The following is a 25,364-nucleotide window of genomic DNA, read 5'->3' on the forward strand; positions in this document are numbered from 1 at the left end:
CCGCCGCCTTCACCTCACCCACCTCCGCCGCCGCGTCGAAGCCATGCCGGCGGAACACTGCCAGCACCTCGGGCACGGACTCGGGCGCGCAGGTGACGAGCAGGCCGCCGCTGGTCTGCGGGTCGGTGAGCAGGGCCTTGTCGGCTGGAGCAAAGCCGTCGGGCAGCACCACCTCGGCACCGTAGCCGCCCCAGTTGCGGCCGGAGGCGCCGGTGACGAAGCCCTGCGCCGCCAGTTCGCGCACGCCCGGCAGCAGCGGCACGCGGGGCCAGTCGATCACCACCAGGGCTTTGGCGCCGCGCGCCAACTCGAGGCCGTGGCCGGCCAGGCCGAAGCCGGTGACGTCGGTCAGCGCGTGCACGCCCTCCAGCGCTGCCAGGTCGGGCCCCGGGGTGTTGAGCTTGGTGGTGGTGGCGATCATGCGGGCGTAGCCGTCGGCGTCCAGCTGGTCTTTCTTCAGCGCCGCCGACATCACGCCCACGCCCAGCGGCTTGCCCAGGATGAGCTTGTCGCCGACGCGCGCATCCGAATTGCGCCGCACGCGCTTGGGGTGCACCAGGCCGAGCGCGACGAGGCCGTAGATGGCCTCGACCGAATCGATGGTGTGGCCGCCCGCGATGGGGATGCCGGCGGCACGGCAGACGCTGTTGCCGCCTTCGAGGATGCGGCCGATGACCTCGGTGCTGAGCACGTTGATCGGCATGCCGACCAGGGCCAGCGCCATGATCGGCGTGCCGCCCATCGCGTAGACGTCGCTGATGGCGTTGGTGGCGGCGATGCGGCCGAAGTCGAACGGGTCGTCGACGATGGGCATGAAGAAGTCGGTGGTGGCGATCAGCGCCTGCTCGTCGTTGAGCTGGTACACCGCGGCGTCGTCGGCCGTCTCGATGCCCACCAGCAGTTGCGGCGGCACCGGCATCTGCGTGGTGCCCTTGAGGATCTCGCTGAGCACGCCGGGCGCGATCTTGCAGCCGCAGCCGCCGCCGTGCGACAGCGAGGTCAGACGCACGGGGCCGGGGGTGGCGCAGGCGGTGTCGGAAGGGGTGCTCATGGTCGGGACTCCAGCAGGTCGGACATCAGGGTGCGCAGGACATGTCGCTCGTGCGCCGGCTCGAACAGCGGCGCGCGCGCGGCGCATTGTGCGTGCAGCCGCGGCAACCACGCCGGGTCGTCTCGGCAGCGTTGCAGCAGGCTCGCCAGGGCGGCATCGTCGCCCAGATCGAAGCAACCCGCGTAATCGTCGCCCAGAAGCCCCAGGTTGCCGTCGATGCGCGAGGCCAGCACCGGCGTGCCGCAGGCCACGGCCTCGATGATGACCTGCGCGCCGCCCTCCATCGCACTGCAGTGCACCAGCACATGGGCCTGCTGGATGCGGCGGCGCGTGGTCATGTGGTCCAGCGCGCCCAGCCAGCGGTAGCGCGGCTGCTCGCGCTGCAGGGCGGTGGCCGCCTGGCCCAGCGCCGGCTCCAGCGAGCCGCCGATGTGGTCGAGCAGGATGTCGCAGCGCCCGGCCAGGCGCCTGGCCGCGGCAAAGTAGGTCTGCGGCCGCTTCTCGTCGCGCAGGTGGCCCACCATCAGCGCGCGCAGGAGGCGGGTGGTCTTGGGCAGCGCCCGGCGCGTGGGGCTGGACTGCAGGCAGACGACAGCCTTGGCGCGCAGCGGCTGCGGCAGCATCAGCGGGCCGCGCTCGTTCAACACCACCAGCCGGTCGGCGCAGTCGAGCGAACGCTGGGCGGTGGCATCGACGGCGATGTCGCGGTACAGGTCGGTGCCGGTGAGCGCCAGCACCAGCGGCTGGCCTGGGTGTCGCGCATGCCAGGCGGCCACGTCGTCGGCCGAGCGCCGCGCGTGCAGCGCGATCATCGCGTCGGCGGGCTCGCCGTCCCAGTGCAGCTGCACGCGAACCCGATAATCGGCGGCCAGCATCGAGGCCCAGCGCCTTGCCGTCTGCCAGTTGCCGTTGTTGGCCGCGGCCAGCGCGGGGGTGACCAGGACGAGTGAGGGGCGGGCCATGCCGAAGGTTACAACGCCGATGAACCACCCCGCCGCCGACGCCCTTGCCATCCGCCATGCCGACCGCGAGGCCCTGGCCACCGCCCTGACCGAGGCCCGCACGCGCTTGCTGGCGCTGTGGCAGGCCTACGGCCGCGCGCTGGCCGGCGGCGGCTGGCAGGTGCGCTACCTGGGCGAGTTGAACCCGCCGCTGTGGGAACTGGGCCACATCGCGTGGTTCGAGGAACACTGGATCGGCCGCAACCCGCAGCGCCACCTGGGCGTGGCGGCCGACCCCGACGTGGCCCGCGCCGCCGCCTGGCTGCCCGCGGCCGACGCGCTGTACAACTCCAGCCGCGTGGCCCACACCCGCCGCTGGCACCTCGACCTGCCCGACGAGCACCGCACCCTGCGCTATGCCGCCGCCGTGCGCGAGCGCACGCTGGCGCTGCTGGCACACACCGCGTCCGACGATGCGTCGCTGTACTTCCACCGCCTGGCGCTGCACCACGAAGAGATGCACTGCGAGGCCTGGGTCTACATGGCGCAGACACTGGGCATCGCGCTCGATGGCGCCGCCGCGCAGGACCGCCCGGCGCCCGGCGGGCCGGCCGGTGATTGGGCCCTGCCGGCGCAGACGATCACGCTCGGCCACCGCGGCGCGGGCTTCGCCTTCGACAACGAATGCGGCGCGCACGAGGTGGCCGTGGACGCGTTCACCATCGACCGCTCGGCCGTCAACTGGGCCCGCTACCTGCCGTTCGTCGACGCGGGCGGCTACGAAGATGCCCGATGGTGGACGCCAGAGGGCTGGGCCTGGCGGCAGCGGCAGCCTGCCGCGCGGCCGCGCCACCTGTCGCCCGACGACGAGCACGGCGGCTGGAAGCGCGCGGTGTTCGGCCGCTGGCAGCCGGTGGACCCCGACGCCGCCGCGGTGCACCTGAGCGCCCACGAGGCCCAGGCCTGGTGCCGCTGGGCCGGGCGCCGCCTGCCCACCGAAGCCGAATGGGCCTGCGCGGCCGAGCGCGCCGGCGCCGACCGCGGGGCCTTTGCCTGGGGCCAGGTGTGGGAATGGACGGCCAGCCCCTTCGTGCCCTACCCGGGTTTCGAGCCGCACCCCTACCGCGACTACTCGATGCCCTGGTTCGACGGCCGGCCGGTGCTGCGCGGCGCGTCGTTCGCGACGTCGAGCCGGCTGCGGCACAGCGCCTACCGGAACTACTTCCCGGCCGACCGGAACGACATCTTTGCCGGCTTCCGCAGTTGCGCCATCTGATCGGGGTGCCCACCGCCCACCTGACACCGGTCTGACGTGCCGGCAATATCACCCGAACGCCCCGCATGCCTCTGTCAACCGCCTCTGGTCCGCTGGTTATCCGGCAGAATTGATGATCATGACTGTGTCGCCGGCCCCGCAGGACGCGCCAGAGCACTTCACCACCCTCGAAGTGGCGCGGATGCTCGGCATGGCCGTGCGCTCGGTTCAGATGATGGTCGACCGCGGCGACCTCGAGGCCTGGAAGACGCCGGGGGGACACCGCCGCATCTCGCGCCAGTCGGTGGAGCGCTGGCTGGTGGAGCGGCAGGTCGATCGCGGTGGCAACGGCACTCGGCCGTCCGGCCCGGCGCCGGCATTGCCCAACGTGGTGGACATCGCCGCGCGCACGCGCATGCGGGTGCTGGTGATCGAGGATTCGGTGCACTACCAGAACCTGCTGTCCATCATGCTGCGCAAGCACCTGCCCGACGCCGACGTGCAGTTGGCCGACGACGGCATCGCCGGCCTGGCCATGGCCGGCCGGCTCGACCCCGACGTGCTGATCGTCGACATCCTGCTGCCCGGCATCGATGGCGCCACGCTGATCACCAGCCTGCGCTCGCACCCGCAGTTCAGCCACAGCCACCTGATCGTCGTCACCGCGCTCGACGAGGCGCAGCGCGCGCCCTACGCCTTTGCGCTGGGCGGCGTGCCGGTGGTGCACAAGACGCAGATCGTGCGCGACCTGCCGCCGCTGCTGCAGGCCTGCACCCGCAGCAAGCCCGGCAACGGCAAGGCACTGTGACGCGCGAGGCCGACGCGATGGCCTCACCCACCGACGCCTCGGTCGCGCAGCAGCAGGCTGTGGACACCTACTTCGACGGCGATCGGCCCCTGTACGAGGCGTTCCGGGCCAGTTGCCTGCGCCAGTTCCATGAAGACGCCCGCCAGTGCGACGCCGCCTGCGCCTCGGGCGACCTGCTCAGCCTGCGCCGCGTGGTGCACAGCCTGAAGACCGTGCTGCTGACGCTGGGGCACCCGGTGCTGGCGGCCCATGCGGCCGCGGTGGAACACCGTGCCGCGGCCGGCGCCTCGGACGCGTGCCAGGAATGGGTTGGCCTGCGCACGGCCCTGCTGTCACTGGCCGCCTCGCCTGCGCCGCCCTGACCGGCCTGCCCGGCCGCCGGGCAGGCGTCATCCGGCGGGCTTCGCCGCAACGACTGCATCATCCGGCCGGCTTCGCCGCAACGACTGCATCATCCGGCGTGCTTCGCCGCCGGGGGCAAGGGCACCATCACCGCCTGCCCCGGCGCCGTGCAACCCGCATCGCAGCAGCGGCCGGGCTGCCGGTTGCGGGTGATGGCGCGGTCGGCCTCGGTGCCCGGGGTGGGCGCCAGCACGCCGCGGTCGAGCAGCCGCTCGACCAGGTCGACCTTGTTGCCCAGCGGGTAGCGGCGCCAGATCTCCTGCTTCATCGCCGCCGGCGAGCCGCCGCCGTGCAGGCTGATCACCGAGTACCAACCGGCCTGGTACGAGGCGGTGAGGTCTTCGACGAAGCGGGCCACCTCGATGCGCTTGTCGTAGGGCACGGCCGGGTTGGCGCGCAGCACCTCGGCCAGCGTGGCGGCGGTGGCCGGGTTGTGGTCTTCGTCCGGGCCGGGCAACGCCACCACCAGGCCGCCCGACACCTCGTGCGCCAGCCGGTGCATGTCGTAGATCTGCGTTGCCAGCAGCAGCTTGCCGATGTTGGCGAACACCGGCTCGGGCATGAAGCCACCGCTCAGCCGGTCGGCGGTGCCGTAGACGCTGGCGGCCACGCCGCAGGCGAAGAAGCCCTCGGTGATCTTGATCAGCTCGACCATCGGGTCGCGCAGGCTGGGCGTGCTGCCGGGGTCCAGGCCATTGGCCTCGCACATCAGCGCGCCGGCCCCGATGAGCAGGTCGCCGAAGCCCGCGCGCGCGCCGATGCAGCTGTGCCGGTGGTGGGTGGCGTAGTCGTGCGTCAACGCGCCGGCATGCTGCCACTCGCCGGCCAGGAACACGCGCGACCAGGGCACGAACACGCGGTCGAGGATCACCACGCCAGTGGACTGGCCGTAGCGCCGCGAGAACAACGCCGCGCCATGCTCGAGCTTGTCGCCGGGCCGGCCGGCCGGGCGCGCCACGATGGTCAGGCCCGGGGCGTCCACCGGCACCGCGCAGCACACCGCGAAATCGGCATCGCGCTCGCCCATCGCGCGGCCCGGCATGACGAGCAGTTCGTGCATGTAGGGCGCGCCGGTGACGATGGCCTTGGTGCCCGAGACGAGCACGCCGTCGGCGCGCCGCTCGACGATGTGCACGTAGGCGTCGGGGTGGGCCTGCTCGTGCGGGCGCTTCGAGCGCTCGCCCTTGGCGTCGGTCATCGCGATGCCCAGCGACAGGTCCTGCCGCTGCACCTGCGCCAGGTAGTCGGCGAAGCGGCCGCGATATTCGGCGCCGCCCAGCGCGTCGTCGAGCCGCGCGCTCGACTGGGCGATGGCCGACAGCGCGTCGTGCGCCAGGTAGCGCTGCGCGCAGCCGGTCTCCTGGCACAGCAGGCGCACGGCCTCCAGCTTGTTCAGCAGGTCTCCGGCCGACTCGTCCACGTGCAGCATGCGGTTGACCGTGAGGCCGTTGGCCGACTGGCGCGCGCGCATCAGCGGCGCCGCCGCGTCGTCGTGCGCCAGGTCGTAGGTGACGGCCAGGGCGTTGATGCCCGGCTGCAGCGCGGGCTCGTCGGCCACCGACTCGATGCGGCGGCCGTCGACGTAGACCACCGGGCGCAGGCGCCGCAACGAGTCGCGGTAGTCGGCACCGGTCATCAGGCCGCTGGCCGACAGCGTCGGGCTGGCAGGTGCGGCGGCAAGATCGTGGGGCATGGAGGCTCCGTCGGCTGGGTGCAGGTGCAGGGCGGGTGGGGGTCGCGCAGGCAGGGTGCCGATAGAGGGAGCCGTCGCAGGCGCGAGCCCGATCAACGGCCTGATTTGAACAGTGTTCAATCCACTGAGCAAGCGTATCATCGACCGCATGGCCAGACCCGCGACCCTGCGGCGCCCGCGCGCGGACGCCGCCCCTGCAGCCCCTGCGGACGCCGCCCCTGCCGCCCCTGCGGAAGCCACCGCTGCGGCCGCCGCGGCACCGCGGGCGCTGCGCCAGCGCGCCGTGGCCGACGCCAAGCGGCAACTGGTGCTGGCCGCGGCGCGCGAGGCCTTCCTCGAACTCGGCCTCGAGCGCGCCAGCCTGCGCGAGATCGCCCGCCGCGCGGGCTACACGCCCGGCGCGATCTACAGCTATTTCGCCAGCAAGGAGGAGATGTACGCGGCGCTGCTGGGCGAATCGCTCGAACGGCTCAACGCCGCGGTGGCCGCGCCCGCCGCGGGCGACGACGCCGCCACCGAGCTGCGCGCGCGGGCCATCGCCTTCTTCGACTTCTACCGGCAGCACCCGCGTGACCTCGACCTGGGCTTCTACCTGTTCGACGGCATGCAGCCGCGCGGGCTGACGCCCGCGCTCAACGACGCGCTGAACGCCCGCCTGCGCGACGCGCTGACGCCCTCGCGCCAGGCGCTGCAGGCACTGGGCCTGGGCGTGGCCGCCGCGCAGGCCGAGACCACCGCGCTGTTCGCGCAGATCGTCGGCCTGCTGGTGCTCAGCCACACCGGCCGCATCCGCATGTTCAGGCAATCGGCGCAGGTGCTGTTCGCGCGGCACCTGGACGCGCTGATCGTGCGTTGTGAATCCATGTCCACATCCACCCACGCCGCCGTCGCGCGAACGACCCGCGCCCGCCCTCGCCGCCCCCAGGAGACCCCGCGATGACGACCGACCTGATCGCCCCCGACCCCGCGGCGCTGGTGCTGGTGGACTACCAGCAGCGCCTGATGCCGGCCATCGCTGATCACCCGCGCGTGCTGGCCGAGGCGCAGCGCCTGGCCGACGCCGCGCAGGTGCTGGGCATGCGCACCGTCGGCACCGAGCAGAACCCGCGCGGCCTGGGCGCCAACGTGGCGTCGCTGCGCGAGCGCTGCGAGACCACGCTGGCGAAGATGCACTTCGACGCCTGCGCCGACGGCCTGCTCGACCTCGTCGAGGCCAGCGCCGCGGGCCGGTCGCGCGAGCTGGTCGTCGCCGGCTGCGAGGCCCATGTGTGTCTGATGCAGACCGCGCTGGGGCTGCGCCGCGCCGGCTGGCGCGTGTGGGTGGTGGCGCCGGCCTGCGGCTCGCGCAACGCAGGCGACCATGCGCTGGCCATGGCCCGGATGCGCGACGCCGGCATCGGCATCGCCAGCACCGAGATGGTGGTGTTCGAGTGGTTGCGCAGCTGCCAGCACGCCCGGTTCAAGGCGGTGCTGCCGGTGCTCAAGGGCGCCTGACGGCCGGCCACCGCCGCCCGGCCGGGCCGATCAGCCGCCGCGCAGGCGCTCGGCCAGCTTCTTCAGCCCGCGGTGCACCTGCACCTTCAGCGCCGATTCCGACACATTGCCCAGGCGCGCCGCCTCGGCCACCGACAGGCCCTCGAGCTTGGTGCGCACGATGGCGTGCTGTTGCGCCGCCGGCAGGCTGGCCAGCAGTCGGGCGATGTCGTGGCGCGCATCGGGCTCGTCGTCGACGCTGGGGTGCAGCGCCTCGGGCAGGTCGTCCAGCGGCAGGTGCAGCGCTTCCTTGCGGCCGTGGCGGCGCAGCAGGTCGACCAGCTTGTGGCGGGCGATGGCGTGCACCCAGGCCAGCAGCGGCAGCGTGGGGTCGTAGGTGCCGCGCTGCAGGTGCAGCGCGAGCAGGGTCTCCTGCACCAGGTCTTCGATCTCGTCGACCGGCCCGTGCAGGCGGCGGCCGAAGTAGCCTCGCAGGCGGCGGGCCAGGGCGTCCAGGCAGCGGCGGTAGGCGGCCTCGTCGCCGTCGCGCGCCTGCAGCCATTGCGGCCGCAGGCGGGCCTCCAGGGCGTCCAGCGCGTCGTTCGGATTCAAGCCGGTGCGGCCGCGGCCGAGAACACCGCGAACCAGTGCTGGGGATCGGTCCAGTGGCGCACCGCCCCGAAGCCGGCATCTCGCAGCAGGCCGGCGAAGCCTTCGACCGTGTGCTTGTACGAGTTCTCGGTGTGGATGCGCTCGCCGGCCGCCAGCACCCTGTGCCCGCCGGGCCAGCGCAGCTCGAGGGCGCGCCGGGCCTGCAGGTGCATCTCGATGCGCTGCTGCCGCGGTTCGTAGAAGGCCACGTGCTCGAAGTCGGCCACGTCGGCATCGCAGCCCAGCAGGCGGCTCAGCCGGCGCAGCAGGTTGCGGTTGAAGGCCGCGGTGACCTGCAGCGGATCGTCGTAGGCGGCGTCGAGCAGGGCCTTGTCCTTGACCAGGTCGACACCGATCAGCAGCCCGCCGCCCTGCGCCTCGCGGTGCGCGTCGCGCAGGAAGCGCAGCGCCTGATCGGGCGTGAAGTTGCCGATCGACGAGCCGGGGTAGAACAGCAGCCGGTCGCCCGGGCCCACCTCGGGCGGCAGGTGCAGGCTGTCGGCAAAGTCCACCCCCAGGCCCAGCATCGGCAGCCCGGGGTGGCGTTGCTGCAGGCTGGCCAGGGCGTGGCGCAGGTGGTCGACCGAGATGTCCACCGCCACGTACTGCCGAGGCGCCAGCGCCTCGAACCAGGCCGCCGCCTTCTCGCCATTGCCGGCGCCCAGGTCGACCAGGGTGCGGCCGCGCCCGACGGCTTCGGCGATGGCCTGGCGGTGGGTCTCGAAGATCAGCCGCTCGGTGCGGGTGGGATAGTACTCGGGCAGTTCGGTGATGGCCTCGAACAGGCGCGACCCGAGCGCGTCGTACAGGAACTTGGGCGACACCCGCGGCGGCGTCTCGGCCAGGCCCGCAGCCAGTTCGGCGCGCACCGCATGGTCGTCCTCGCGGTGAAGTTGCAGGAAACGCAGGCTGGACATCGTGGGCGGGCCGTGGGTGGGGCGTGGGCGACAGGGCTCCGAGTATCGCCAATCCCGCCGAACCCACCCCGTCGGCGTCATGGCTAAGATGGTCGACCTGCCGCCAGCGCGGTAACGGGCCACGACACTGGCCGACCCTCAACGCCAGTCCGCCCAACCGACGACGATGCTGCCCCACCTCAACACCACCCAGGCCTGGTCCGTTCTCGCCGTGGCCATCCTGTTCGAGGTCGGCGGCACGACCAGCATGCGCCTGAGCGAAGGCCTGTCGCGGCTGACGCCGTCGGTGATGATCTTCCTGTTCTACGGCGTCTCGTTCATGCTCAACGCCATGGTCATCCGCACACTGGGGCTGAGCGTGGTCTACGCGGTGTGGTCGGGCGTGGGCACGGTGCTCACCGCGGCCATCGGCTACGTCTGGTTCAAGGAGCCGGTCACGGCGCTGAAGATCGCCAGCACCGCGCTCATCGTGGTCGGCGTGCTGGGCCTGCACCTGGCGTCGAAGCAGGCCGCGGCGTGACACCCAACGAACGTTCGATCGAGCGCTACCGGCGCCACGCCGTCGGCTACGACGCCAGCGCCACGCGCACGATGCCGCTGCGTTTGCGCACCATTGCGTTCCTGCACCTGCAGCCGGGCGACGTGGTGCTGGACATCGGCGCCGGCACCGGGCTGAGCTATGCCCCGCTGCTGGACGCGGTGGGGCCGGGCGGCCGCGTGCTGGCCTTCGAGCAAAGCCCCGACATGCACGCGCGGGCCTGCGACCGGGTGCGGGCCGCGGGCTGGCCCAACCTGTGGCACACCTGCGCCCCGGCCGAGACGGTGCAGCTGCCCGAGCCCGCGGACGCGCTGCTGTTCAACTACGTGCACGACATCACCCGCACGCCGGCCGCGGTGGACAACCTGCTGCGCCAGGCCAGGCCGGGGGCGCGCATCGCGATGGCCGGCATGAAGTTCTTCCCGTGGTGGACCGGCCCGCTCAACCTGCTGCCCTGGCTGAAGAACCGGCCCTACAACGTGCGCGCGGCCGACATGTGGTCTCCCTGGGACCGCGTGAAGGCCCGCTGCGCCAGCTTTCACCTTGAATCCACGCAGTGGGGCATGGGCTACATCGCCCATGGCGTGCTGCGCACCGCCTGAAGGGCCGCCGACGATGCTGCACCGCTTCTTGACCACACGCGCCCGCACGCTGGCGCTGGTGGCGCCGCTGAGCGACGAGGATTGCCAGGTGCAGTCCATGCCCGACGCCAGCCCCGCCAAGTGGCACCTGGCGCACACCACCTGGTTCTTCGAGACCTTCGTGCTCGAAGCGCACGAGCGTGGCTTCCGGCCCTTCGAGCCGGCCTTCCGGGTGCTGTTCAACAGCTACTACAACACCGTCGGCGACAAGCACCCGCGGCCCCAGCGCGGCCTGGTCACCCGCCCCGGCCTGGCCACCGTGCGCGCCTACCGTGCCCAGGTGGACGAGCGCATGGCCCGCCTGCTCGACGGCCCGCGGACGCCGGCACTGGACCACATGGTCGAACTCGGCCTGCAGCACGAACAGCAGCACCAGGAACTGCTGCTCACCGACCTGCTGCACCTGCTGTCGTGCAACCCGCTGGGGCCGGTGTACGACGCCGACGCGCCGCTGCCCGCCGGGTCGGGGGGCGCCGAGGGCTGGGCCACCTTCGACGGCGGCATCGTCGAGATCGGCCACGGCGGCCCGGGCTTCTGCTTCGACAACGAGCAGCCCCGCCACCGCACGCTGCTCGAGCCGCACGCCTTGGCGCGTCGGCTGGTCGACGAGGGCGACTGGCGGGCCTTCATCGACGACGGCGGCTACCGAGATCCGCGCTGGTGGCTGTCGGCCGGCTGGGACTGGGTGCAGCAGCAGCACATCGAGGCGCCGCTGCACTGGCGGCAGGATGGCGACGGCGCCTGGCAGGTCTTCACGCTGCGCGGCCTGCGGCCACTGCAGGCCGCCTCGCCGGTGCTGCACATCAGCTGCTACGAGGCCGACGCCTACGCGCGCTGGCGCGCCGCCACCGACGCCACCTGCGCCGGCGCACGCCTGCCGACCGAGGCCGAGTGGGAATCGGCGGCGGCCCGGTCGGGCTCGGGCCTGGCGCAGTGCACCGGCGCGGCCTGGCAGTGGACGGCCAGCCCCTATGTGGCCTACCCGGGCTTCAAGCCCTGGGCCGGCGCGGCGGGCGAATACAACGGCAAGTTCATGATCAACCAGCAGGTGCTGCGCGGCGGCTCGCTGGCCACGCCGGCCTCGCACACCCGGCCGAGCTACCGCAACTTCTTCCCGGCCGACGCGCGCTGGCAGTTCACCGGGCTTCGGCTGGCGCGCGACCTGGGGTGACCCGCGGGGGCGCGTCGGCCAATCGGCCGGCGCGCCCTCAGGCCGCGTGCAGGGCCCGCAACTGGCTGGCCCTGGCCATCGTGTCGCGGTAGCCGGCGGCGATGGCGCGCTCGCGGAACTCGCGCGACAGGTTCACCCAGTAGCCGAAGTCGGGGTGCAGCAGCAGGTCGGCCGATTCGGCGTCGGGCCGTGTGAGGGCGCGCTTGCGCAGATCGCCTTCGCGGTAGCGCTGCGCCGCCTCGGGGGCTCGGTCTTCGTGCGCCGAGGCGTCCACCGCCAGCACCCGCCGGGCGCCGAGCTGCAGCGCGTCGCGCACCGGCAGCGGCCGGAAGCGGTCGGCATCGACATGCCGGCGGCCACGGATGCGCAGCGGCGTGAACTGCCCCTCCACCGCCGCCGAGGCCTGCACGGCCAGGCCGACGTCGCCGGCCGTGAAGGCCACCACGCCGCCCTCGGGCCAGGCGGCAACGCAGGCCACCGGCACGGGCAGGCGCTCGAGGAGCGGAAAGCGTGCGTGCCGTCGCACCACTTCGGCCAACGGCGCACCACTGAAGCGCTCGCCGCCCTCGCTGCCGATGGCCAGCCGGGCCATGCTGGTCGGGCCGAGGTCGAGCGCCAGCGCCTCGACCTCCAGCGCCGAGAGGCCCGAGCCGTAGAGCACGCCTACCAAGGCACCCACCGAGGCGCCGACGATCAGGTCGGGCCGCAGCTTCAACTCATCCAGCGCCTTGAGCACGCCCACGTGCACGAAGCCGCGCGGCCCGCCGCTGCTGAACACCCAGGCCACGCGGGGCGAGGTCGCCAGCGGACCGGGCCGTGGCGCATCGGGGCCGTCGTGGTCGACGTCGGGGGCCAGCGTGCAGCCGAGCAGGCCACCACCGAGCGCGACACCGAGCCCGCCGCCGACGCACCAGGCGGCACCGGCCTGCAGCGCGCGACGCCGGGCGGGGGTCACCCTGGCCTCACGGGCGCTTGGCCGCCTGCACCGCGGCCGCGAGTTCGGCGCCGCTCTTGTAGTGCGGCACGCGGAACACCAGCCGCCGGGCCCGCTGCACGAAGCTGTTGCTGCCGGCGACCTCGTCCTTCCAGTAGCGGTCGGCAAGTTCGGTGTTGCCCTTCACGTCGAGCTCGAAGGCGGCCTTGGACCCGGCCCCGCCGAAGATGAACAGGCGCCCGTTGTCGATGCGCCAGGTGTCGGCATCGCCCCCCCAGGGGATGCCGTAGACCAATCCATTGGCACAGTAGCCGCCGTACTGCGGCAGGTAACGCGTCGGCGCCTGGTCGAACAAGGCCTTGTGCTCGGCACTGGCAAAGCGGAACGTGACGCCTTCATAGACGCTCTTGAACTGAGGCAGGCCCAGGGCGTGGCGATTCAAGGTCCAGTAGGCCACCACGTCGTGGCCGGCCAGCATCACGCGCTCGTCGCCGCCGTCGGCCACCGCGTTGACCGGCCGCAGCGCCGAGGATGGGTTCTGCGCCGTCATGGCCCCGCAACCGGCCAGGAACACGAGCATCAGGCTGAACAACAGGGCGCGCACGCGCATGGGTCAATCTCCGCTGGAGGACTGTGGAAGGGGCTGCCACGGGATGTGAGCTTCGGCTGCATGGGCGAGTTCCGCATAGGGCGCCGGCCAGCCGAGCATCGTGCTGGCGCGGATGCAGCGCTCGCGCAGGTCGTGCTCGTCGCGCCCGCCCAGGTGCAGCACGGCATAGCGGTGGCTGCTCAGCCACTTGAAATCGCGCTGCAACGAACTGCCGGCCTTCGGGAAGCGCAGCAGCAGCGCGTCGTCGAAGGCCGCCTGCATCGCGTTCACCTGGCCGGAGGAGGCCATCGGCGGCACCTCGTCCGCCGCAAAGGCACGGTAGACGAAGCTCGACGCCGCCCCGGCGGTGGGCTCCAGGCGCGGCACGGCGGCTGGGTCTTCGCCCATCGCCAGGGCCACCGACATCGCGTGCGCATCGATGCCGTGCACGCGCCGGTAGAGGTCGGCCAACTGCGACGCCAGGCGCGGATTGAACTCGATCACCGCCAGGCGGTCGGTGGCCGCGTCGTGGAAGAACTCCATGTTGAAGAAGCCGTGCTCGAAGCCCACCGCGTTCAGGAAGCGCCGCGCCACGTCGAGCGCCCGGCGCTGCACCGCCTCGGGCAGGCGGCTGGGGTGATCGAAGCGCATGAAGGCCTGTGTGCCCGGGTACATCACCGCGTCGACGACACCGAGCAGGTGCACCTGGCCCTCGTGCACCCAGCCGTCGAGGTTGTATTGCGCGGCATGCAGCGGCTCCTCGAGCATCATGCGGTGCGCCGTGCCGGCGGCCGGCAGGCGCTGGCGGGCAATGCGCTCGAAGGGCTCGACGAGGTGCCGGATGACCCACAGCTCCCAGGCGCCGAAGCGGGTGTGGGCCTGCAGTTCCTCGCGGTGGCGCACCTTGCGCGCCAGCACCGAGAACGCCGCCTTCACCGGCTTGACGAAGCTGGGGTAGCTCAAGCCGTCGGGGATGTCCTCGCCGTAGACGGTGGGCAGCTCGCGGTAGGCCAGGTTGGCCTCCGGGCACACCTGGTCGAGCACCTGTCGGGCATGCAGCTTGTGCTGGCAGGCCAGCACCGCCTCGGGCGAGGTGCCGGGCAGGCCAAGCGCCTCGGCCAGCAGCGCCGCGGCCAGCGCGCCGAACTGCTCGTGGTGCGAGAGCACACCCACCCAGCCCTCGCGCCGCGCGCGCCGAGACAGGCGATCGACGAAGCGCCCGAGATCGAAGCCAACCAGGCGGGCGTTGCTCGGGAACGCAAAGAGGTCGAAGCCCGCGTGCTCGAACCGCCATCGCGGCTCGAGGCGGGCCAGGCCCTCGGCATCCCAGTCGTAGGTGAACAGTGCACCGATGCGGGGCGAAGTCATGGGCGACGATTGTGGCCGCAAAACGACGCGGCCACCCGAAGGTGGCCGCGCAGGGCCGCTGGAACGCGCCAGCGGCGACGGGACCGTCGATCAGCGATCGGCGAGGGGCTTGATGTCGCGCGAGACCGAGCCGGCATACAGCTGACGCGGGCGGCCGATCTTGTACTCGGGGTCGCCGATCATCTCGTTGAGCTGGGCGATCCAGCCCACGGTGCGGGCCAGCGCGAAGATCGCGGTGAACAGCGACACGGGGATGCCGATCGCGCGCTGCACGATGCCGGAGTAGAAGTCGACGTTCGGGTACAGCTTGCGCGACACGAAGTAGTCGTCTTCCAGGGCGATCTTCTCGAGCGCCATCGCCAGCTTGAACAGCGGGTCGTTGTGCAGGCCCAGCGAGGTGAGCACCTCGTGGCAGGTCTCGCGCATGAGCTTGGCGCGCGGGTCGTAGTTCTTGTACACGCGGTGGCCGAAGCCCATCAGCTTGACGCCGGAGTTCTTGTCCTTGACCTGCTTGATGAACTCGCCGATCTTCTCGACGCCGCCATTGCGCTGGATCTCTTCCAGCATGTTCAGCGCCGCCTCGTTGGCGCCGCCGTGCGCCGGGCCCCACAGGCAGGCCACGCCCGCCGCGATGGCGGCAAACGGGTTGGTGCCCGACGAGCCGCACAGGCGGACCGTGGAGGTGCTGGCGTTCTGCTCGTGGTCGGCGTGCAGGATGAAGATGCGGTCGAGCGCGCGCTCGATGACCGGGTTGACGTGGTAGTCCTCGCACGGCGTGGCGAACATCATGCGCATGAAGTTGCCGGCGTACGAGAGGTCGTTCTTCGGGTACATGTACGGCTGGCCGGCCGAGTACTTGTAGGCCATGGCCACCAGCGTGGGCATCTTGGCGATCAGGCGGATCGCCGCGATGTCGCGGTGCTGCGGGTTGTTGATGTCGGTGCTGTCGTGATAGAAGGCCGACAGCGCGCCCACCAGGCCGGTCATGACCGCCATCGGGTGCGCATCGCGGCGGAAGCCGCGCAGGAAGAACTGCATCTGCTCGTTGACCATCGTGTGGTTCGTGACGAGCTTGTGGAAGCCCTTGCGCTTGTCGGCGTTCGGCAGGTCTCCGTACAACAGCAGGTAGCAGGTGTCGAGGTAATCGCACTGCACGGCCAGCTGCTCGATCGGGTAGCCGCGGTACAGCAGCTCGCCCTTGTCGCCGTCGATGTAGGTGATGGTCGAGTTGCACGACGCGGTGGACAGGAAGCCCGGGTCGTAGGTGAACTTGCCCGTCTGGCCGTAGAGCTTGCGGATGTCGATGACATCCGGGCCGATGGTGCCCTTGTAGATGGGCAGTTCCATGCTCGGGCTGCCGTCGGAGAACGACAGGGTGGCTTTCACGTCGGACGGGGTCATGGTCTTTCCCTTTTACTCAGTTCACACGTTGGGCAGGCGAGGGGTCTCTAGCACGCAGCATGCCGAGCACTTCGAGCACCTCGGGGGTGGCCAGCGCACCGTCGGGGTCGCGACGCGCCAGCAGCAGATCCAGCAGGTCGTTGTCGGCCAGGTCCATCAGCAGCTCGAGTCCCGTTGCATGCCGCGTGCACAGCGTGGACTCGTGACGAAGGAAGAACCGTTCGATGAACAGATCGTTCTCGAGCATGCCCCGGCGGCAGCGCCACTTGAGCCGGCTGAGATCGGTCGGATCGAGAACAGTGTCCACGCTGGGGCTTTCAGCAAGCTGTCCGCATCGCACCTAAACGGCGCGACGCACCATCAGTTCCTTGATCTTGCCGATGGCCTTGGTCGGGTTCAGGCTCTTCGGGCACACATCCACGCAGTTCATGATGGTGTGGCAGCGGAACAGGCGGTACGGGTCTTCGAGGTTGTCGAGGCGGCCGGCGGTGTCCTGGTCGCGGCTGTCGGCGATGAACCGATAGGCCTGCAGCAGGCCGGCGGGGCCGACGAACTTGTCGGGGTTCCACCAGAAGCTGGGGCAGCTGGTGGAGCAGCTGGCGCACAGGATGCACTCGTACAGGCCGTTCAGCTCGTCGCGCTCCTCGGGCGTCTGCAGGCGCTCTTTCTCGGGCGGCTGCGTGTCGTTGACGAGGTAGGGCTTGATCGAGTTGTACTGCTTGAAGAACTGCGTCATGTCGACGATGAGGTCGCGGATGACGGGCAGGCCGGGCAGCGGCTTCAACACCACGGTGCCGGGCAGGTCGCGCATGTTGGTCAGGCACGCCAGGCCGTTCTTGCCGTTGATGTTCATCGCGTCCGACCCGCACACGCCTTCGCGGCACGAGCGGCGGAAGCTGATGGCCGGGTCGACCGACTTGAGCTTGATCAGGGCGTCAAGCAGCATGCGCTCGGAGCCGTCGAGTTCGACCTCGACGGTCTGCATGTACGGCTTGGCGTCCTTGTCGGGGTCGTAGCGGTAGATCTGGAATGAACGCATCGTCATGGTGGGATCCCGGTGTTCAGAAGGTGCGAACCTTGGGCGGCACGCTGTCGACGGTGAGCGGCTTGAGCTGCACCGGCTTGTACTCGAGCCGGTTGCCCTGGCTGTACCAGAGCGTGTGCTTCATCCACTCGACGTCGTTGCGGCCGAGCGGGAACTGCGGATCGTCGGCACCGCGCTCGTAGTCCTTGACGGTGTGGGCACCGCGGCACTCGTGGCGGGCGGCGGCGGACTCGATCGTGGCCTGCGCGGCCTCGATCAGGTTCTCGACCTCCAGCGCCTCGATGCGGGCAGTGTTGAAGACCTTGCTCTTGTCCTTCAGCGTGATGCCGGCGACGCGCTCGCGCACCTTGGCCACGGCGGTGGTGCCGGAGGTGAGCAGCTCCTGCGTGCGGAACACGGCCGCGTGCTTCTGCATGGTGGCGCGCAGGTCGTTGGCCACGTCCTGCGAGTACTCGCCGCCCGTGCTGCTGTCGAGGCGGGCGATGCGCGCCAGCGAGCGGTCGGCCGCATCGGCCGGCAGGGGCTTGTGGTTCTTGGCCGTCTTGGCGTGCGCATCGACGATGTGGTTGCCGGCGGCCTTGCCGAACACCAGCAGGTCGAGCAGCGAATTGGTGCCCAGCCGGTTGGCGCCGTGCACGCTGACGCAGGAGCATTCGCCCACCGCGTACAGGCCATTGATCACGTCGTTGTGGATGCCGTTCTTGGGCGCCACCACCTGGCCGTTGATGTTGGTGGGAATGCCACCCATCTGGTAGTGGATGGTGGGCACCACCGGGATGGCTTCCTTGGTGATGTCGACATTGGCGAAGTTGTGGCCGATCTCGAAGACGCTGGGCAGGCGCTTGAGGATGGTGTCGCCACCCAGGTGGGTCATGTCGAGGTTGATGTAGTCCTTGTTCGGACCACAGCCACGGCCTTCCTTGATCTCCTGGTCCATGCAGCGCGAGACGAAATCGCGCGGTGCCAGGTCCTTCAGGGTGGGCGCATAGCGCTCCATGAAGCGCTCGCCGTTGACGTTGCGCAGGATCGCGCCTTCGCCGCGGCAGCCTTCGGTGAGCAGCACGCCCGCGCCGGCCACGCCGGTGGGGTGGAACTGCCAGAACTCCATGTCCTCGAGCGGGATGCCCGCGCGCGCGGCCATGCCCAGGCCGTCGCCGGTGTTGATGAAGGCGTTGGTGCTGGCGGCGTAGATGCGGCCGGCGCCGCCGGTGGCGAACAGCGTGGTCTTGGCCTCGAGGATGTGGACCTCGCCGGTCTCCATCTCGAGCGCGGTGACGCCGAGCACGTCGCCGTCGGCGTCGCGGATCAGGTCGAGCGCCATCCACTCGACGAAGAACTGCGTGCGCGCCTTGACGTTCTGCTGGTACAGCGTGTGCAGCATCGCGTGGCCGGTGCGGTCGGCCGCGGCGCAGGCGCGCTGCACCGGCTTCTCGCCGTAGTTGGCGGTGTGGCCGCCGAACGGGCGCTGGTAGATGGTGCCGTCGGGGTTGCGGTCGAACGGCATGCCGAAGTGCTCGAGCTCGTAGACGACCTTGGGCGCCTCGCGGCACATGAATTCGATCGCGTCCTGGTCGCCGAGCCAGTCGGAGCCCTTGACGGTGTCGTAGAAGTGGAAGTGCCAGTTGTCCTCGGACATGTTGCCGAGCGAGGCACCGATGCCCCCCTGCGCAGCGACGGTGTGCGAGCGCGTCGGGAACACCTTGGACAGCACAGCCACGTTGAGGCCGGCGCGCGCCAGTTGCAGCGACGCGCGCATGCCGGAGCCCCCGGCACCGACGATCACCACGTCGAACTTGCGACGTGCCAGCGAAGTTTTGACGACAGCCATTTGCTTAGAGTCTCCAGAGCACCTGGACCGCCCAACCGGCGCAGCCCACCAGCCAGACGATCGTGAACACCTGCGCCACCAGGCGCAGGCCCACCGGCTTGATGTAGTCCATCCACACGTCGCGCATTCCCACCCACGCGTGGTAGCCCAGCGAGACGACGACGACGAAGGTGAGCACCTTCATCCATTGCTGCGAGAAGATCCCCGACCACTTGTCGTAGCCGATCGGGCCCGACGACAGCAGCACCTGCAGCAGCAGCGCCAGCGTGAACAGCAGCATCAGCACTGCCGTGACGCGCTGGCTGAGCCAGTCGCGGAAACCGTAATGCGCGCCGACGACGAGGCGCTTCGAACCGTGGTTGATGGCCATGGGTGCGGATCCTTCAGTACAGGCCGAACAGCTTGGCACCGAGCACCACGGTCAGGCCGAGGCTCAGCACCGTGGTGACGATGGCGGACGATCGGCCATGCGCCTTGGTGACGCTGTGGGTGATGTCCATCCAGAGATGGCGGGTGCCGGCGATGGCATGCAGCAGGTAGGCCCAGATCAGGCCCAGCACGGCCAGCTTGACGAGCAGGCCCGGCACGAAGCCGATGCCGAAGGTGAAGGCGCCCGCGAAGCGGTCGAAGGACACCTCGGAGGTGACGCTGGTGTCGAACAGCCAGATCACCAGGGGCAGCAGCACGAACATCATGACGCCGCTGACGCGGTGCAGGATGGACACGATGCCGGCAATGGGCAACCTGTATTGCAGTGCCTCGATGAGGCGCATGTTCTCGCCGGGGCGAGGCTTGGATATCTCAGCCATGGAGTGTCGTCTCTTGTGATCCGGGGAAACCAGAGGAGTTTATTGCACAGCAGCAGGCTTACCGGAACCTTGGACACTGCGCGGTCGCGGCGCAGCGCCTTCAGCTCAGTGCGTTGCGATAGAAGTGCTGCTCGGTGTTGTAGAGCCCGCGGCGCAGCTCCACCGGCTTGTCGCCGTAGGTGAATGACAGGCGTTCGACGCTCAGCAGCGGCGCGCCCTGAGGCACGGCCAGCCACTCGGCGACCGCCGCATCGGCGGCCAGCGCGCGGATCTTTTCGTCGGCACGAATCATGCGCACGCCGAACTCGGTCTCGAACATGCCGTACATCGGGCCCTTGTAGTCGGACAGGCGCTCGGCCGACAGGCCCTTGAACAGGCCGCCCGGCAGCCAGATCTCGTCGAACACCACCGGCCGGCCCTGCGCCAGCAGCAGGCGGCGCAGTTGCACCACCGAATCGCCGCTCTTGCCGTCGAGGGCCCGCGCCACGTCGGCCGGCGCGCGCACGCGGCGGCAGTCGATCAGGCGGCGCTCCATGTCGCGGGCCACGCCGTCGTCGGGCTCGAGCCGCAGGAACCGGTACTGGATCTGGCGCTCGGAATGGGTGGCGACGAAGGTGCCCTTGCCCTGCCGGCGCACCAGCAGGTTCTCGGCGGCCAGTTCGTCGATGGCCTTGCGCACCGTGCCCTGGCTGACCTTGAAGCGCGCAGCCAGGTCGAGCTCGCTGGGGATCGATTCGCCGGGCTTCCACACGCCGGCCTGCAGCTCGCGCGTGATCAGCGCCTTGATCTGCTGGTACAGCGGGCTGAAGGCGGGTGCGGCCTCGCCGGCAGGCTCGACCACCGGCGGGGGTTGGAGGGGCAGTGCCGCAGTCGACATGCACCGCATTGCAGCACAGCCGCGAAACCTCGTCCACCGAATGCTGACAGATGTCTTATAGAAGACATAAGACCTTTGACAGGCTACGTATCAACCCCTAGACTGGCCTACACTGCGCGCAGGCCTTCACGGGCCCCGCCCCGGCCGCGAAGCCGGCTCGAATTCCCCACCCCTTCCAACGGAGTTCCCCATGAGCAAGAAGCCCGTCCGCGTGGCAGTCACCGGCGCCGCCGGCCAGATCGGTTACGCCCTGCTGTTCCGCATTGCCTCCGGCGAGATGCTGGGCAAGGACCAGCCCGTGATCCTGCAGTTGCTGGAAGTGCCCGTCGAGAAGGCCCAGGAAGCGCTCAAGGGCGTGATGATGGAACTGGAAGACTGCGCCTTCCCGCTGCTGGCCGGCATGGAAGCGCACAGCGACCCGATGACCGCCTTCAAGGACACCGACTACGCCCTGCTCGTCGGCGCCCGCCCCCGCGGCCCCGGCATGGAGCGCGCCGACCTGCTGGCCGCCAACGCCCAGATCTTCACCGCGCAGGGCAAGGCCCTGAACGCCGTGGCCAGCCGCAATGTCAAGGTGCTGGTGGTCGGCAACCCGGCCAACACCAACGCCTACATCGCGATGAGGTCGGCCCCCGACCTGCCGCGCAAGAACTTCACCGCCATGCTGCGCCTGGACCACAACCGTGCCGCCAGCCAGATCGCCGCCAAGACCGGCAAGCCGGTGTCCAGCATCCAGAAGCTGGCGGTGTGGGGCAACCACTCGCCCACCATGTACGCCGACTACCGCTTCGCCACCATCGACGGCGCCTCGGTCAAGGACATGATCAACGACCAGGTCTGGAACGCCGAGACCTTCCTGCCCACCGTCGGCAAGCGCGGCGCGGCCATCATCGCGGCGCGTGGCGTGTCGTCGGCCGCCTCGGCCGCCAACGCCGCCATCGACCACATGCGCGACTGGGCCCTGGGCACCAACGGCGCCTGGGTCACCATGGGCATCCCCAGCAACGGCGAATACGGCATCCCGAAGGACGTGATGTTCGGCTTCCCGGTCACCTGCGCCGGTGGCGAGTACAAGCTCGTCGAAGGCCTGACCATCGACGCCTTCTCGCAGGAGTGCATCAACAAGACCCTGGCCGAGCTGCAGGGCGAGCAGGACGGCGTCAAGCACCTGCTCTGATCCCGCGGCATTCGCACCACGCAGGGCCGGCACCGCAAGGGGCCGGCCCTTCTTGTTTCTTGGTCAGGCCCGACCGGCCGCGTGCAGCGCCGCCGCACCCGCGGCGAAGTGCGCCTTGATCGCCGCGGTGAAGCGCTCGCGGCTGTGCTGCCGCCGCTCGAGCAGGCCCACCTGCCGCTGCACGGTGACCTGCGGCAGCGGCACGATCTGCAGCGCGCGGTCGCGCGACCACTGCACATTGGCCAGCTGCGGCACGATCGACACACCGAAGCCCTGTCGCACCAGCGCCACGATGGCCTCGACCGAATTCAGCTCCATGCCCTCCTTCACCCTCGCCCGGCACTGTGCCAGCGCCTCGTTGACGAGGTGGCCGGTCCAGGTCTGGCGGTCGAAGCGCATGAACGGGCTCTGCGCCAGGATTTCCAGCGGGTCGGGCGGCAGCGCAAAGTGCGGCCGCTTCGGCACGATCAGCACCATCGGCTCGGCGTAGAGCCCCGTCCAGCGCAGCCCCGACGGCAAGCGCACCGGCGGCTGCGTCACCACGGCCGCATCCAGCTCGCCACGGTCCACCCGCGCCGCGAAGTCGGCCGACAGGCCGGCCAGCAGCGTCACCTCCAGCGCCGGGTGCTGTCGCTTCAGCGCCCACAGCGCGTCGGCAAACGCACCCATCAGCGCCGACACCAGCGCGCCCATCACCACCGTGCCGCCGAGCTGCTCGCCCTGCGGTGGCAGCGCCAGCGCCTGCCAGCGGTCGAGCAGGTCCTTCACCGGTGCCACCAGGCCGCGGCCGGCGGTGTTGAGCACCACGCGGCGCCCGCCGCGGTCAAACAGCGGCCGGCCCAGTTCGTCTTCCAGCGCGCGCATCTGCAGGCCCACCGCGGCGGCGGTGAGGCCCACCGCCTGCCCGGCCGCGGCAAAACTGCCCAGCCGGGTGACGCAGAGGAAGGTCTCGAGGGTGCGGATCGAAGGCATGGTCGCCGCGGGCGAAAGGGCCCTGCGCAGCGCCGCCACTGTAAAGCCGAACTTTCGCTCAGGCGCAGAAAGATTCGCTTTGGCTTTGCAGCGCGGCGGGCTATCGTCGGCGGCGTTGCGCCTCCAGGCGCGCCCGACCCCAGGACCTCCATGCTGGAACGCCTCCGACGCTCGCCTGCCTTCGCGGCCCCCCGACGGCACGCGCCGGTGCGCCCGGTCGGCCGGGCGGCACGGCCATGAGCCCGCCGGGCCGTCCCAAGGGCGAATACCGCAGTGCCCAGCACGAAGGTATACCAGTGAGCCGGGCCCCGCGTGGCGCCGACGCGCTGGTCCGCACGCTGCAACGTGCCGGCACGCGCGTGGTCTTCTCGCTGTCCGGCAACCACATCATGCCGGTGTACGACGCGCTGCTGGGCAGCGGCATCCGGCTGATCCACACCCGCCACGAGGCCGCCGCAGTGCACATGGCCGACGCCTGGGCGCGGCTCACCGGCGAGGTGGGCGTGGCGCTGGTCACCGGTGGGCCGGGCCACGCCAACGCCGTGTCGGCCCTTTACACCGCGCAGATGGCCGAATCGCCGGTGCTGCTGCTGTCGGGCCATGCGCCCCATGCCCAACTCGGCATGGGCGCCTTCCAGGAAATGCGCCAGGCCGACATGGCCGCGCCGGTGACCCAGGCCTCGTGGACCTGCGCCGGCCCGGCCGCCGTGGCCGCCGACCTGGCCCGCGCGATGCAACTGGCGCGCAGCGGCCGCCATGGCCCGGTGCACCTGAGCCTGCCGAGCGACGCGCTGGAATCGCCCGCCTCGCTCGATGACCTGCCCCGCGACGAGGCCTTCGCCCCCGTGCCGATGCCGCTGGGCGACCGCGACGCACTGGCGATGCTCGGCCTGCTGCGCCAGGCCCGCCGGCCGCTGATCCTGGCCGGGCCCGGCAGCCTGACGCGCGGCGGCCGGCTTGCGGCGGCGGCGCTGGAGTCCGCCTGCGGCGTGCCCGTCATCGGCATGGAAAGCCCCCGCGGCGTGGCCGACCCCAGCGCCGGCGCGCTGGCCGACGTGCTGGCCGAGAGCGATCTCGTCCTGCTGGTCGGCAAGCGGCTCGATTTCACGCTGAAGTTCGGCCAGGCCCCGGCCTTCCGACCCGACGCGCGTTGGCTGCAGGTGGACGCCGAACCGGCCGAGGTCGAGCGCACCCGCCGCGCCGTCGGCACGCGCCTGCTGGCCTCCACCCAGGCGGACGCGGCCTCGGCCGTCGACTCACTCACCCGCGTGGCGAAGGCCCTGCCGATCGACAGCGAGCACGGCGCCTGGTGCGGCGCCGTGCGCGACGCCCTGTCCTTCCGGCCCGCGGCCTGGGCGCAGGCCCGCGCCAGCGAGCCCGGCCGCCTGCACCCGGTGCAGGCGCTGGCGCCGCTGCAGGCGGTGCTGGACAGCCATCCCGATGCGGTGTTCATCTCCGACGGCGGCGAGATCGGCCAATGGGCCCAGGCCTGCCTGCGCGCGCCGCACCGCGTCATCAACGGCGTCGCCGGCTCCATCGGATCGGCCCTGCCCTTCGCGCTGGCGGCGCGCTGCGCGTTGCCGACGGCGCCCATCGTCGCGGTGATGGGCGACGGCACCTTCGGCTTCCACCTGGCCGAGATGGACACCGCGCTGCGCTACGGCTTGCCGCTGGTCGCCGTGGTGGGCAACGACGCGCGCTGGAACGCCGAGCACCAGATCCAGCTGAAGGACTACGGCGCCGAGCGGCTCATCGGCTGCGAGCTGCGGCCCACGCGCTACGACCTCGTCACCGCCGCCTTCGGAGGCCACGGCGAATGCGTCACCGAACCGGCCGGCCTGCTGCCCGCGGTGCAGCGGGCGCTGGACTCGGGCCTGCCGGCCTGCGTCAACGTGATGATCGAGGGCGTGCCCGCGCCGCAGGTGCGGCGGGCACTGGCACCATGACGCGACCCGGGAGCCCACGCGCATGACCGACACCCTCAGCGTCTCGCTCTGGCGTGGCCGCGGCGAAGGCGCCTTCAGCCACTACGAGGTGCCGCGCCAGGCCAGCCAGACCGTGCTCGACGTCGTCACCCACATCCAGCGCCACCTCGAGCCCGACCTCAGCTACCGCTTCGCCTGCCGCGTGGGCATGTGCGGCTCGTGCGCGATGACGGTCAATGGCCAGGCCCGCTGGACCTGCCGCACCCATGTGGCCAAGGTGGTCGGCGCCGATGGCCGGCTCGAGATCGCGCCGCTGGCCAACCTGCCGGTGATCAAGGACCTGGCCACCGACATGTCCGGGTTCTTCGACAAGTGGGCCCGCGCCAAGGGCCAGTTCCAGGGCACCGCGACGCGCCACGACGACTTCGCCCGCGTCGCGCCCGCCTCGCCCGAGCGCGCCGCCGCCAACGCCGGCATCGAATGCATCGGCTGCGCGGTGTGCTATTCGTCATGTGACGTGGTCGCCTGGCGGCCCGACTACCTGGGCCCGGCCGCGCTGAACCGCGCCTGGACGCTGGTCAACGACGTGCGCGACGTGCAGCAGACCGAGCGCCTGCGCGCCGTGGCCGGCGATGCCGGCTGCCATGCCTGCCACACGCAGGGCTCGTGCACCGAGCGCTGCCCCAAGGGCCTGGCGCCGACCTTGGCGATCTCGGGCCTGAAGCGCACGGTGGCCCGCCTGGCCGTGAGGGGCAAGCTGTGAGCATGACCGCGCCCGCGCGCGCCGCGGCGCGGTCATGCTNACCAGCGCCGCCGCCGCCGCCGCCGAGGCCGAGGCCTTGGCCCAGGCGCGGCGCTGGTACTGGCAGCGCATCAGCGCGATGGTGCTGGCGCTGTT

At 71.0% G+C, this 25,364-nt stretch carries 27 protein-coding genes; 11 read left to right on the forward strand and 16 right to left on the reverse strand.

Annotated elements, in window-relative coordinates:
* Both selD and senB read right to left on the reverse strand, forming a co-directional pair.
* The coding region (gene selD / locus EOINJALH_RS09335; RefSeq protein WP_144289946.1) for a selenide, water dikinase SelD at window positions 1-1,051 on the reverse strand (1,051 nt) is incomplete at its 3' end.
* On the reverse strand, window positions 1,048-2,013 hold the full coding sequence (gene senB / locus EOINJALH_RS09340) for a selenoneine biosynthesis selenosugar synthase SenB (protein ID WP_088280085.1): 966 nt from the start codon (window positions 2,011-2,013) through the stop codon (window positions 1,048-1,050). The genes selD and senB, both read right to left, overlap by 4 nt.
* Window positions 2,014-2,032: 19 nt before the next feature.
* On the opposite strand from senB, the gene senA reads away from it, so the two are divergent.
* The 3 genes from senA to EOINJALH_RS09355 all read left to right on the forward strand — a co-directional run bounded on the left by senA (window position 2,033) and on the right by EOINJALH_RS09355 (window position 4,417).
* Window positions 2,033-3,268 (forward strand): selenoneine synthase SenA, encoded by a 1,236-nt coding sequence (gene senA, locus EOINJALH_RS09345; protein ID WP_088280086.1) that lies wholly within the window; start codon window positions 2,033-2,035, stop codon window positions 3,266-3,268.
* Window positions 3,269-3,386: 118 nt separating this feature from the next.
* Window positions 3,387-4,055: a response regulator gene (locus tag EOINJALH_RS09350; protein ID WP_088280087.1), complete on the forward strand. Its 669-nt coding sequence runs from the start codon at window positions 3,387-3,389 to the stop codon at window positions 4,053-4,055.
* A gap of 17 nt (window positions 4,056-4,072) precedes the next feature.
* Window positions 4,073-4,417: an Hpt domain-containing protein gene (locus tag EOINJALH_RS09355; RefSeq protein ID WP_144289947.1), complete on the forward strand. Its 345-nt coding sequence runs from the start codon at window positions 4,073-4,075 to the stop codon at window positions 4,415-4,417.
* An 89-nt stretch (window positions 4,418-4,506) separates the two neighbouring features.
* Here EOINJALH_RS09355 and EOINJALH_RS09360 read toward each other — a convergent pair whose 3' ends face one another.
* Window positions 4,507-6,150: a 4-hydroxyphenylacetate 3-hydroxylase family protein gene (locus EOINJALH_RS09360; protein ID WP_088280089.1), complete on the reverse strand. Its 1,644-nt coding sequence runs from the start codon at window positions 6,148-6,150 to the stop codon at window positions 4,507-4,509.
* A gap of 148 nt (window positions 6,151-6,298) precedes the next feature.
* Here EOINJALH_RS09360 and EOINJALH_RS09365 point away from each other — a divergent pair, with 148 nt between their 5' ends.
* Window positions 6,299-7,090, forward strand: a complete 792-nt coding sequence (locus tag EOINJALH_RS09365) for a TetR/AcrR family transcriptional regulator (RefSeq protein WP_088280118.1) — start codon at window positions 6,299-6,301, stop codon at window positions 7,088-7,090.
* Window positions 7,087-7,644: an isochorismatase family protein gene (locus EOINJALH_RS09370; RefSeq protein ID WP_088280090.1), complete on the forward strand. Its 558-nt coding sequence runs from the start codon at window positions 7,087-7,089 to the stop codon at window positions 7,642-7,644. The genes EOINJALH_RS09365 and EOINJALH_RS09370 overlap by 4 nt, the downstream gene beginning before the upstream one ends.
* 30 nt (window positions 7,645-7,674) lie before the next feature.
* Here the strand turns inward: EOINJALH_RS09370 and EOINJALH_RS09375 are convergent, their stop codons facing one another.
* Entirely contained in the window at window positions 7,675-8,235 is a 561-nt protein-coding gene (locus EOINJALH_RS09375; protein WP_088280091.1) for a sigma-70 family RNA polymerase sigma factor, read from the reverse strand.
* Window positions 8,232-9,191: an L-histidine N(alpha)-methyltransferase gene (gene egtD / locus EOINJALH_RS09380; RefSeq protein WP_088280092.1), complete on the reverse strand. Its 960-nt coding sequence runs from the start codon at window positions 9,189-9,191 to the stop codon at window positions 8,232-8,234. The genes EOINJALH_RS09375 and egtD overlap by 4 nt, the downstream gene beginning before the upstream one ends.
* 166 nt (window positions 9,192-9,357) lie before the next feature.
* Between egtD and EOINJALH_RS09385 the strand changes: the two genes are divergently transcribed.
* From EOINJALH_RS09385 to egtB, 3 genes are read left to right on the forward strand one after another with little or no spacing between them, the layout of a single operon-like run.
* Window positions 9,358-9,711, forward strand: coding sequence for a multidrug efflux SMR transporter (locus EOINJALH_RS09385; protein WP_088280093.1), 354 nt, complete (start codon window positions 9,358-9,360; stop codon window positions 9,709-9,711).
* On the forward strand, window positions 9,708-10,331 hold the full coding sequence (locus tag EOINJALH_RS09390) for a class I SAM-dependent methyltransferase (protein ID WP_199873260.1): 624 nt from the start codon (window positions 9,708-9,710) through the stop codon (window positions 10,329-10,331). The genes EOINJALH_RS09385 and EOINJALH_RS09390 overlap by 4 nt, the downstream gene beginning before the upstream one ends.
* A 13-nt stretch (window positions 10,332-10,344) precedes the next feature.
* Complete coding sequence (gene egtB / locus EOINJALH_RS09395) at window positions 10,345-11,541, forward strand: ergothioneine biosynthesis protein EgtB (RefSeq protein WP_234413749.1); 1,197 nt, start codon at window positions 10,345-10,347, stop codon at window positions 11,539-11,541.
* 37 nt (window positions 11,542-11,578) lie between these two features.
* On the opposite strand, the gene EOINJALH_RS09400 is transcribed toward egtB, so the two are convergent.
* The 10 genes from EOINJALH_RS09400 to EOINJALH_RS09445 all read right to left on the reverse strand — a co-directional run bounded on the left by EOINJALH_RS09400 (window position 11,579) and on the right by EOINJALH_RS09445 (window position 20,392).
* Window positions 11,579-12,496, reverse strand: a complete 918-nt coding sequence (locus tag EOINJALH_RS09400; protein WP_234413750.1) for a patatin-like phospholipase family protein — start codon at window positions 12,494-12,496, stop codon at window positions 11,579-11,581.
* Window positions 12,497-12,503: 7 nt separating this feature from the next.
* The gene (locus EOINJALH_RS09405; protein ID WP_088280095.1) at window positions 12,504-13,085 is read right to left on the reverse strand and encodes a YHS domain-containing (seleno)protein; all 582 of its coding nucleotides are present in this window, start codon (window positions 13,083-13,085) and stop codon (window positions 12,504-12,506) included.
* A gap of 3 nt (window positions 13,086-13,088) precedes the next feature.
* Window positions 13,089-14,432, reverse strand: coding sequence for an acetyl-CoA carboxylase biotin carboxylase subunit family protein (locus EOINJALH_RS09410; RefSeq protein ID WP_088280096.1), 1,344 nt, complete (start codon window positions 14,430-14,432; stop codon window positions 13,089-13,091).
* 90 nt (window positions 14,433-14,522) lie between these two features.
* A complete protein-coding gene (gene gltA / locus EOINJALH_RS09415; RefSeq protein WP_088280097.1) occupies window positions 14,523-15,833 on the reverse strand; it encodes a citrate synthase in 1,311 nt (436 codons plus the stop codon).
* A 16-nt stretch (window positions 15,834-15,849) separates the two neighbouring features.
* On the reverse strand, window positions 15,850-16,140 hold the full coding sequence (locus EOINJALH_RS09420; protein ID WP_088280098.1) for a succinate dehydrogenase assembly factor 2: 291 nt from the start codon (window positions 16,138-16,140) through the stop codon (window positions 15,850-15,852).
* A 33-nt stretch (window positions 16,141-16,173) separates the two neighbouring features.
* Window positions 16,174-16,878, reverse strand: a complete 705-nt coding sequence (locus EOINJALH_RS09425) for a succinate dehydrogenase iron-sulfur subunit (protein ID WP_088280099.1) — start codon at window positions 16,876-16,878, stop codon at window positions 16,174-16,176.
* Between the two features lie 16 nt (window positions 16,879-16,894).
* A complete protein-coding gene (gene sdhA / locus EOINJALH_RS09430) occupies window positions 16,895-18,706 on the reverse strand; it encodes a succinate dehydrogenase flavoprotein subunit (RefSeq protein WP_088280100.1) in 1,812 nt (603 codons plus the stop codon).
* A gap of 4 nt (window positions 18,707-18,710) precedes the next feature.
* Window positions 18,711-19,076, reverse strand: a complete 366-nt coding sequence (gene sdhD / locus EOINJALH_RS09435; protein ID WP_088280101.1) for a succinate dehydrogenase, hydrophobic membrane anchor protein — start codon at window positions 19,074-19,076, stop codon at window positions 18,711-18,713.
* Between the two features lie 13 nt (window positions 19,077-19,089).
* Complete coding sequence (gene sdhC, locus EOINJALH_RS09440) at window positions 19,090-19,515, reverse strand: succinate dehydrogenase, cytochrome b556 subunit (protein ID WP_088280102.1); 426 nt, start codon at window positions 19,513-19,515, stop codon at window positions 19,090-19,092.
* A gap of 100 nt (window positions 19,516-19,615) precedes the next feature.
* Complete coding sequence (locus EOINJALH_RS09445; RefSeq protein ID WP_199873262.1) at window positions 19,616-20,392, reverse strand: GntR family transcriptional regulator; 777 nt, start codon at window positions 20,390-20,392, stop codon at window positions 19,616-19,618.
* Window positions 20,393-20,582: 190 nt separating this feature from the next.
* On the opposite strand from EOINJALH_RS09445, the gene EOINJALH_RS09450 reads away from it, so the two are divergent.
* Window positions 20,583-21,569, forward strand: a complete 987-nt coding sequence (locus EOINJALH_RS09450; RefSeq protein ID WP_088280104.1) for a malate dehydrogenase — start codon at window positions 20,583-20,585, stop codon at window positions 21,567-21,569.
* 63 nt (window positions 21,570-21,632) lie between these two features.
* Here EOINJALH_RS09450 and EOINJALH_RS09455 read toward each other — a convergent pair whose 3' ends face one another.
* A complete protein-coding gene (locus EOINJALH_RS09455) occupies window positions 21,633-22,541 on the reverse strand; it encodes a LysR family transcriptional regulator (RefSeq protein WP_088280105.1) in 909 nt (302 codons plus the stop codon).
* A gap of 296 nt (window positions 22,542-22,837) precedes the next feature.
* Between EOINJALH_RS09455 and EOINJALH_RS09460 the strand changes: the two genes are divergently transcribed.
* On the forward strand, window positions 22,838-24,487 hold the full coding sequence (locus tag EOINJALH_RS09460; protein ID WP_199873264.1) for a thiamine pyrophosphate-binding protein: 1,650 nt from the start codon (window positions 22,838-22,840) through the stop codon (window positions 24,485-24,487).
* Between the two features lie 22 nt (window positions 24,488-24,509).
* Window positions 24,510-25,229, forward strand: a complete 720-nt coding sequence (locus EOINJALH_RS09465; protein WP_088280107.1) for a succinate dehydrogenase/fumarate reductase iron-sulfur subunit — start codon at window positions 24,510-24,512, stop codon at window positions 25,227-25,229.
* The last annotated feature ends 135 nt before the right edge of the window (window positions 25,230-25,364 follow it).

It is taken from the genome of Ideonella sp. A 288, from assembly GCF_002198735.1.
In the GTDB taxonomy this organism is placed as follows: domain Bacteria; phylum Pseudomonadota; class Gammaproteobacteria; order Burkholderiales; family Burkholderiaceae_C; genus Pseudaquabacterium.

What these genes read in the sequence shown, in the direction of transcription:
- senB (WP_088280085.1), bottom strand. Translation starts at nt 2,013, where the DNA reads ATGGCCCGCCCCTCACTCGTCCTGGTCACCCCCGCGCTGGCCGCGGCC.
- senA (WP_088280086.1), top strand. Translation starts at nt 2,033, where the DNA reads ATGAACCACCCCGCCGCCGACGCCCTTGCCATCCGCCATGCCGACCGC.
- EOINJALH_RS09350 (WP_088280087.1), top strand. Translation starts at nt 3,387, where the DNA reads ATGACTGTGTCGCCGGCCCCGCAGGACGCGCCAGAGCACTTCACCACC.
- EOINJALH_RS09355 (WP_144289947.1), top strand. Translation starts at nt 4,073, where the DNA reads ATGGCCTCACCCACCGACGCCTCGGTCGCGCAGCAGCAGGCTGTGGAC.
- EOINJALH_RS09360 (WP_088280089.1), bottom strand. Translation starts at nt 6,150, where the DNA reads ATGCCCCACGATCTTGCCGCCGCACCTGCCAGCCCGACGCTGTCGGCC.
- EOINJALH_RS09365 (WP_088280118.1), top strand. Translation starts at nt 6,299, where the DNA reads ATGGCCAGACCCGCGACCCTGCGGCGCCCGCGCGCGGACGCCGCCCCT.
- EOINJALH_RS09370 (WP_088280090.1), top strand. Translation starts at nt 7,087, where the DNA reads ATGACGACCGACCTGATCGCCCCCGACCCCGCGGCGCTGGTGCTGGTG.
- egtD (WP_088280092.1), bottom strand. Translation starts at nt 9,191, where the DNA reads ATGTCCAGCCTGCGTTTCCTGCAACTTCACCGCGAGGACGACCATGCG.
- EOINJALH_RS09385 (WP_088280093.1), top strand. Translation starts at nt 9,358, where the DNA reads ATGCTGCCCCACCTCAACACCACCCAGGCCTGGTCCGTTCTCGCCGTG.
- egtB (WP_234413749.1), top strand. Translation starts at nt 10,345, where the DNA reads ATGCTGCACCGCTTCTTGACCACACGCGCCCGCACGCTGGCGCTGGTG.
- EOINJALH_RS09405 (WP_088280095.1), bottom strand. Translation starts at nt 13,085, where the DNA reads ATGCGCGTGCGCGCCCTGTTGTTCAGCCTGATGCTCGTGTTCCTGGCC.
- EOINJALH_RS09410 (WP_088280096.1), bottom strand. Translation starts at nt 14,432, where the DNA reads ATGACTTCGCCCCGCATCGGTGCACTGTTCACCTACGACTGGGATGCC.
- gltA (WP_088280097.1), bottom strand. Translation starts at nt 15,833, where the DNA reads ATGACCCCGTCCGACGTGAAAGCCACCCTGTCGTTCTCCGACGGCAGC.
- EOINJALH_RS09425 (WP_088280099.1), bottom strand. Translation starts at nt 16,878, where the DNA reads ATGACGATGCGTTCATTCCAGATCTACCGCTACGACCCCGACAAGGAC.
- sdhA (WP_088280100.1), bottom strand. Translation starts at nt 18,706, where the DNA reads ATGGCTGTCGTCAAAACTTCGCTGGCACGTCGCAAGTTCGACGTGGTG.
- sdhD (WP_088280101.1), bottom strand. Translation starts at nt 19,076, where the DNA reads ATGGCCATCAACCACGGTTCGAAGCGCCTCGTCGTCGGCGCGCATTAC.
- sdhC (WP_088280102.1), bottom strand. Translation starts at nt 19,515, where the DNA reads ATGGCTGAGATATCCAAGCCTCGCCCCGGCGAGAACATGCGCCTCATC.
- EOINJALH_RS09445 (WP_199873262.1), bottom strand. Translation starts at nt 20,392, where the DNA reads ATGTCGACTGCGGCACTGCCCCTCCAACCCCCGCCGGTGGTCGAGCCT.
- EOINJALH_RS09450 (WP_088280104.1), top strand. Translation starts at nt 20,583, where the DNA reads ATGAGCAAGAAGCCCGTCCGCGTGGCAGTCACCGGCGCCGCCGGCCAG.
- EOINJALH_RS09455 (WP_088280105.1), bottom strand. Translation starts at nt 22,541, where the DNA reads ATGCCTTCGATCCGCACCCTCGAGACCTTCCTCTGCGTCACCCGGCTG.
- EOINJALH_RS09465 (WP_088280107.1), top strand. Translation starts at nt 24,510, where the DNA reads ATGACCGACACCCTCAGCGTCTCGCTCTGGCGTGGCCGCGGCGAAGGC.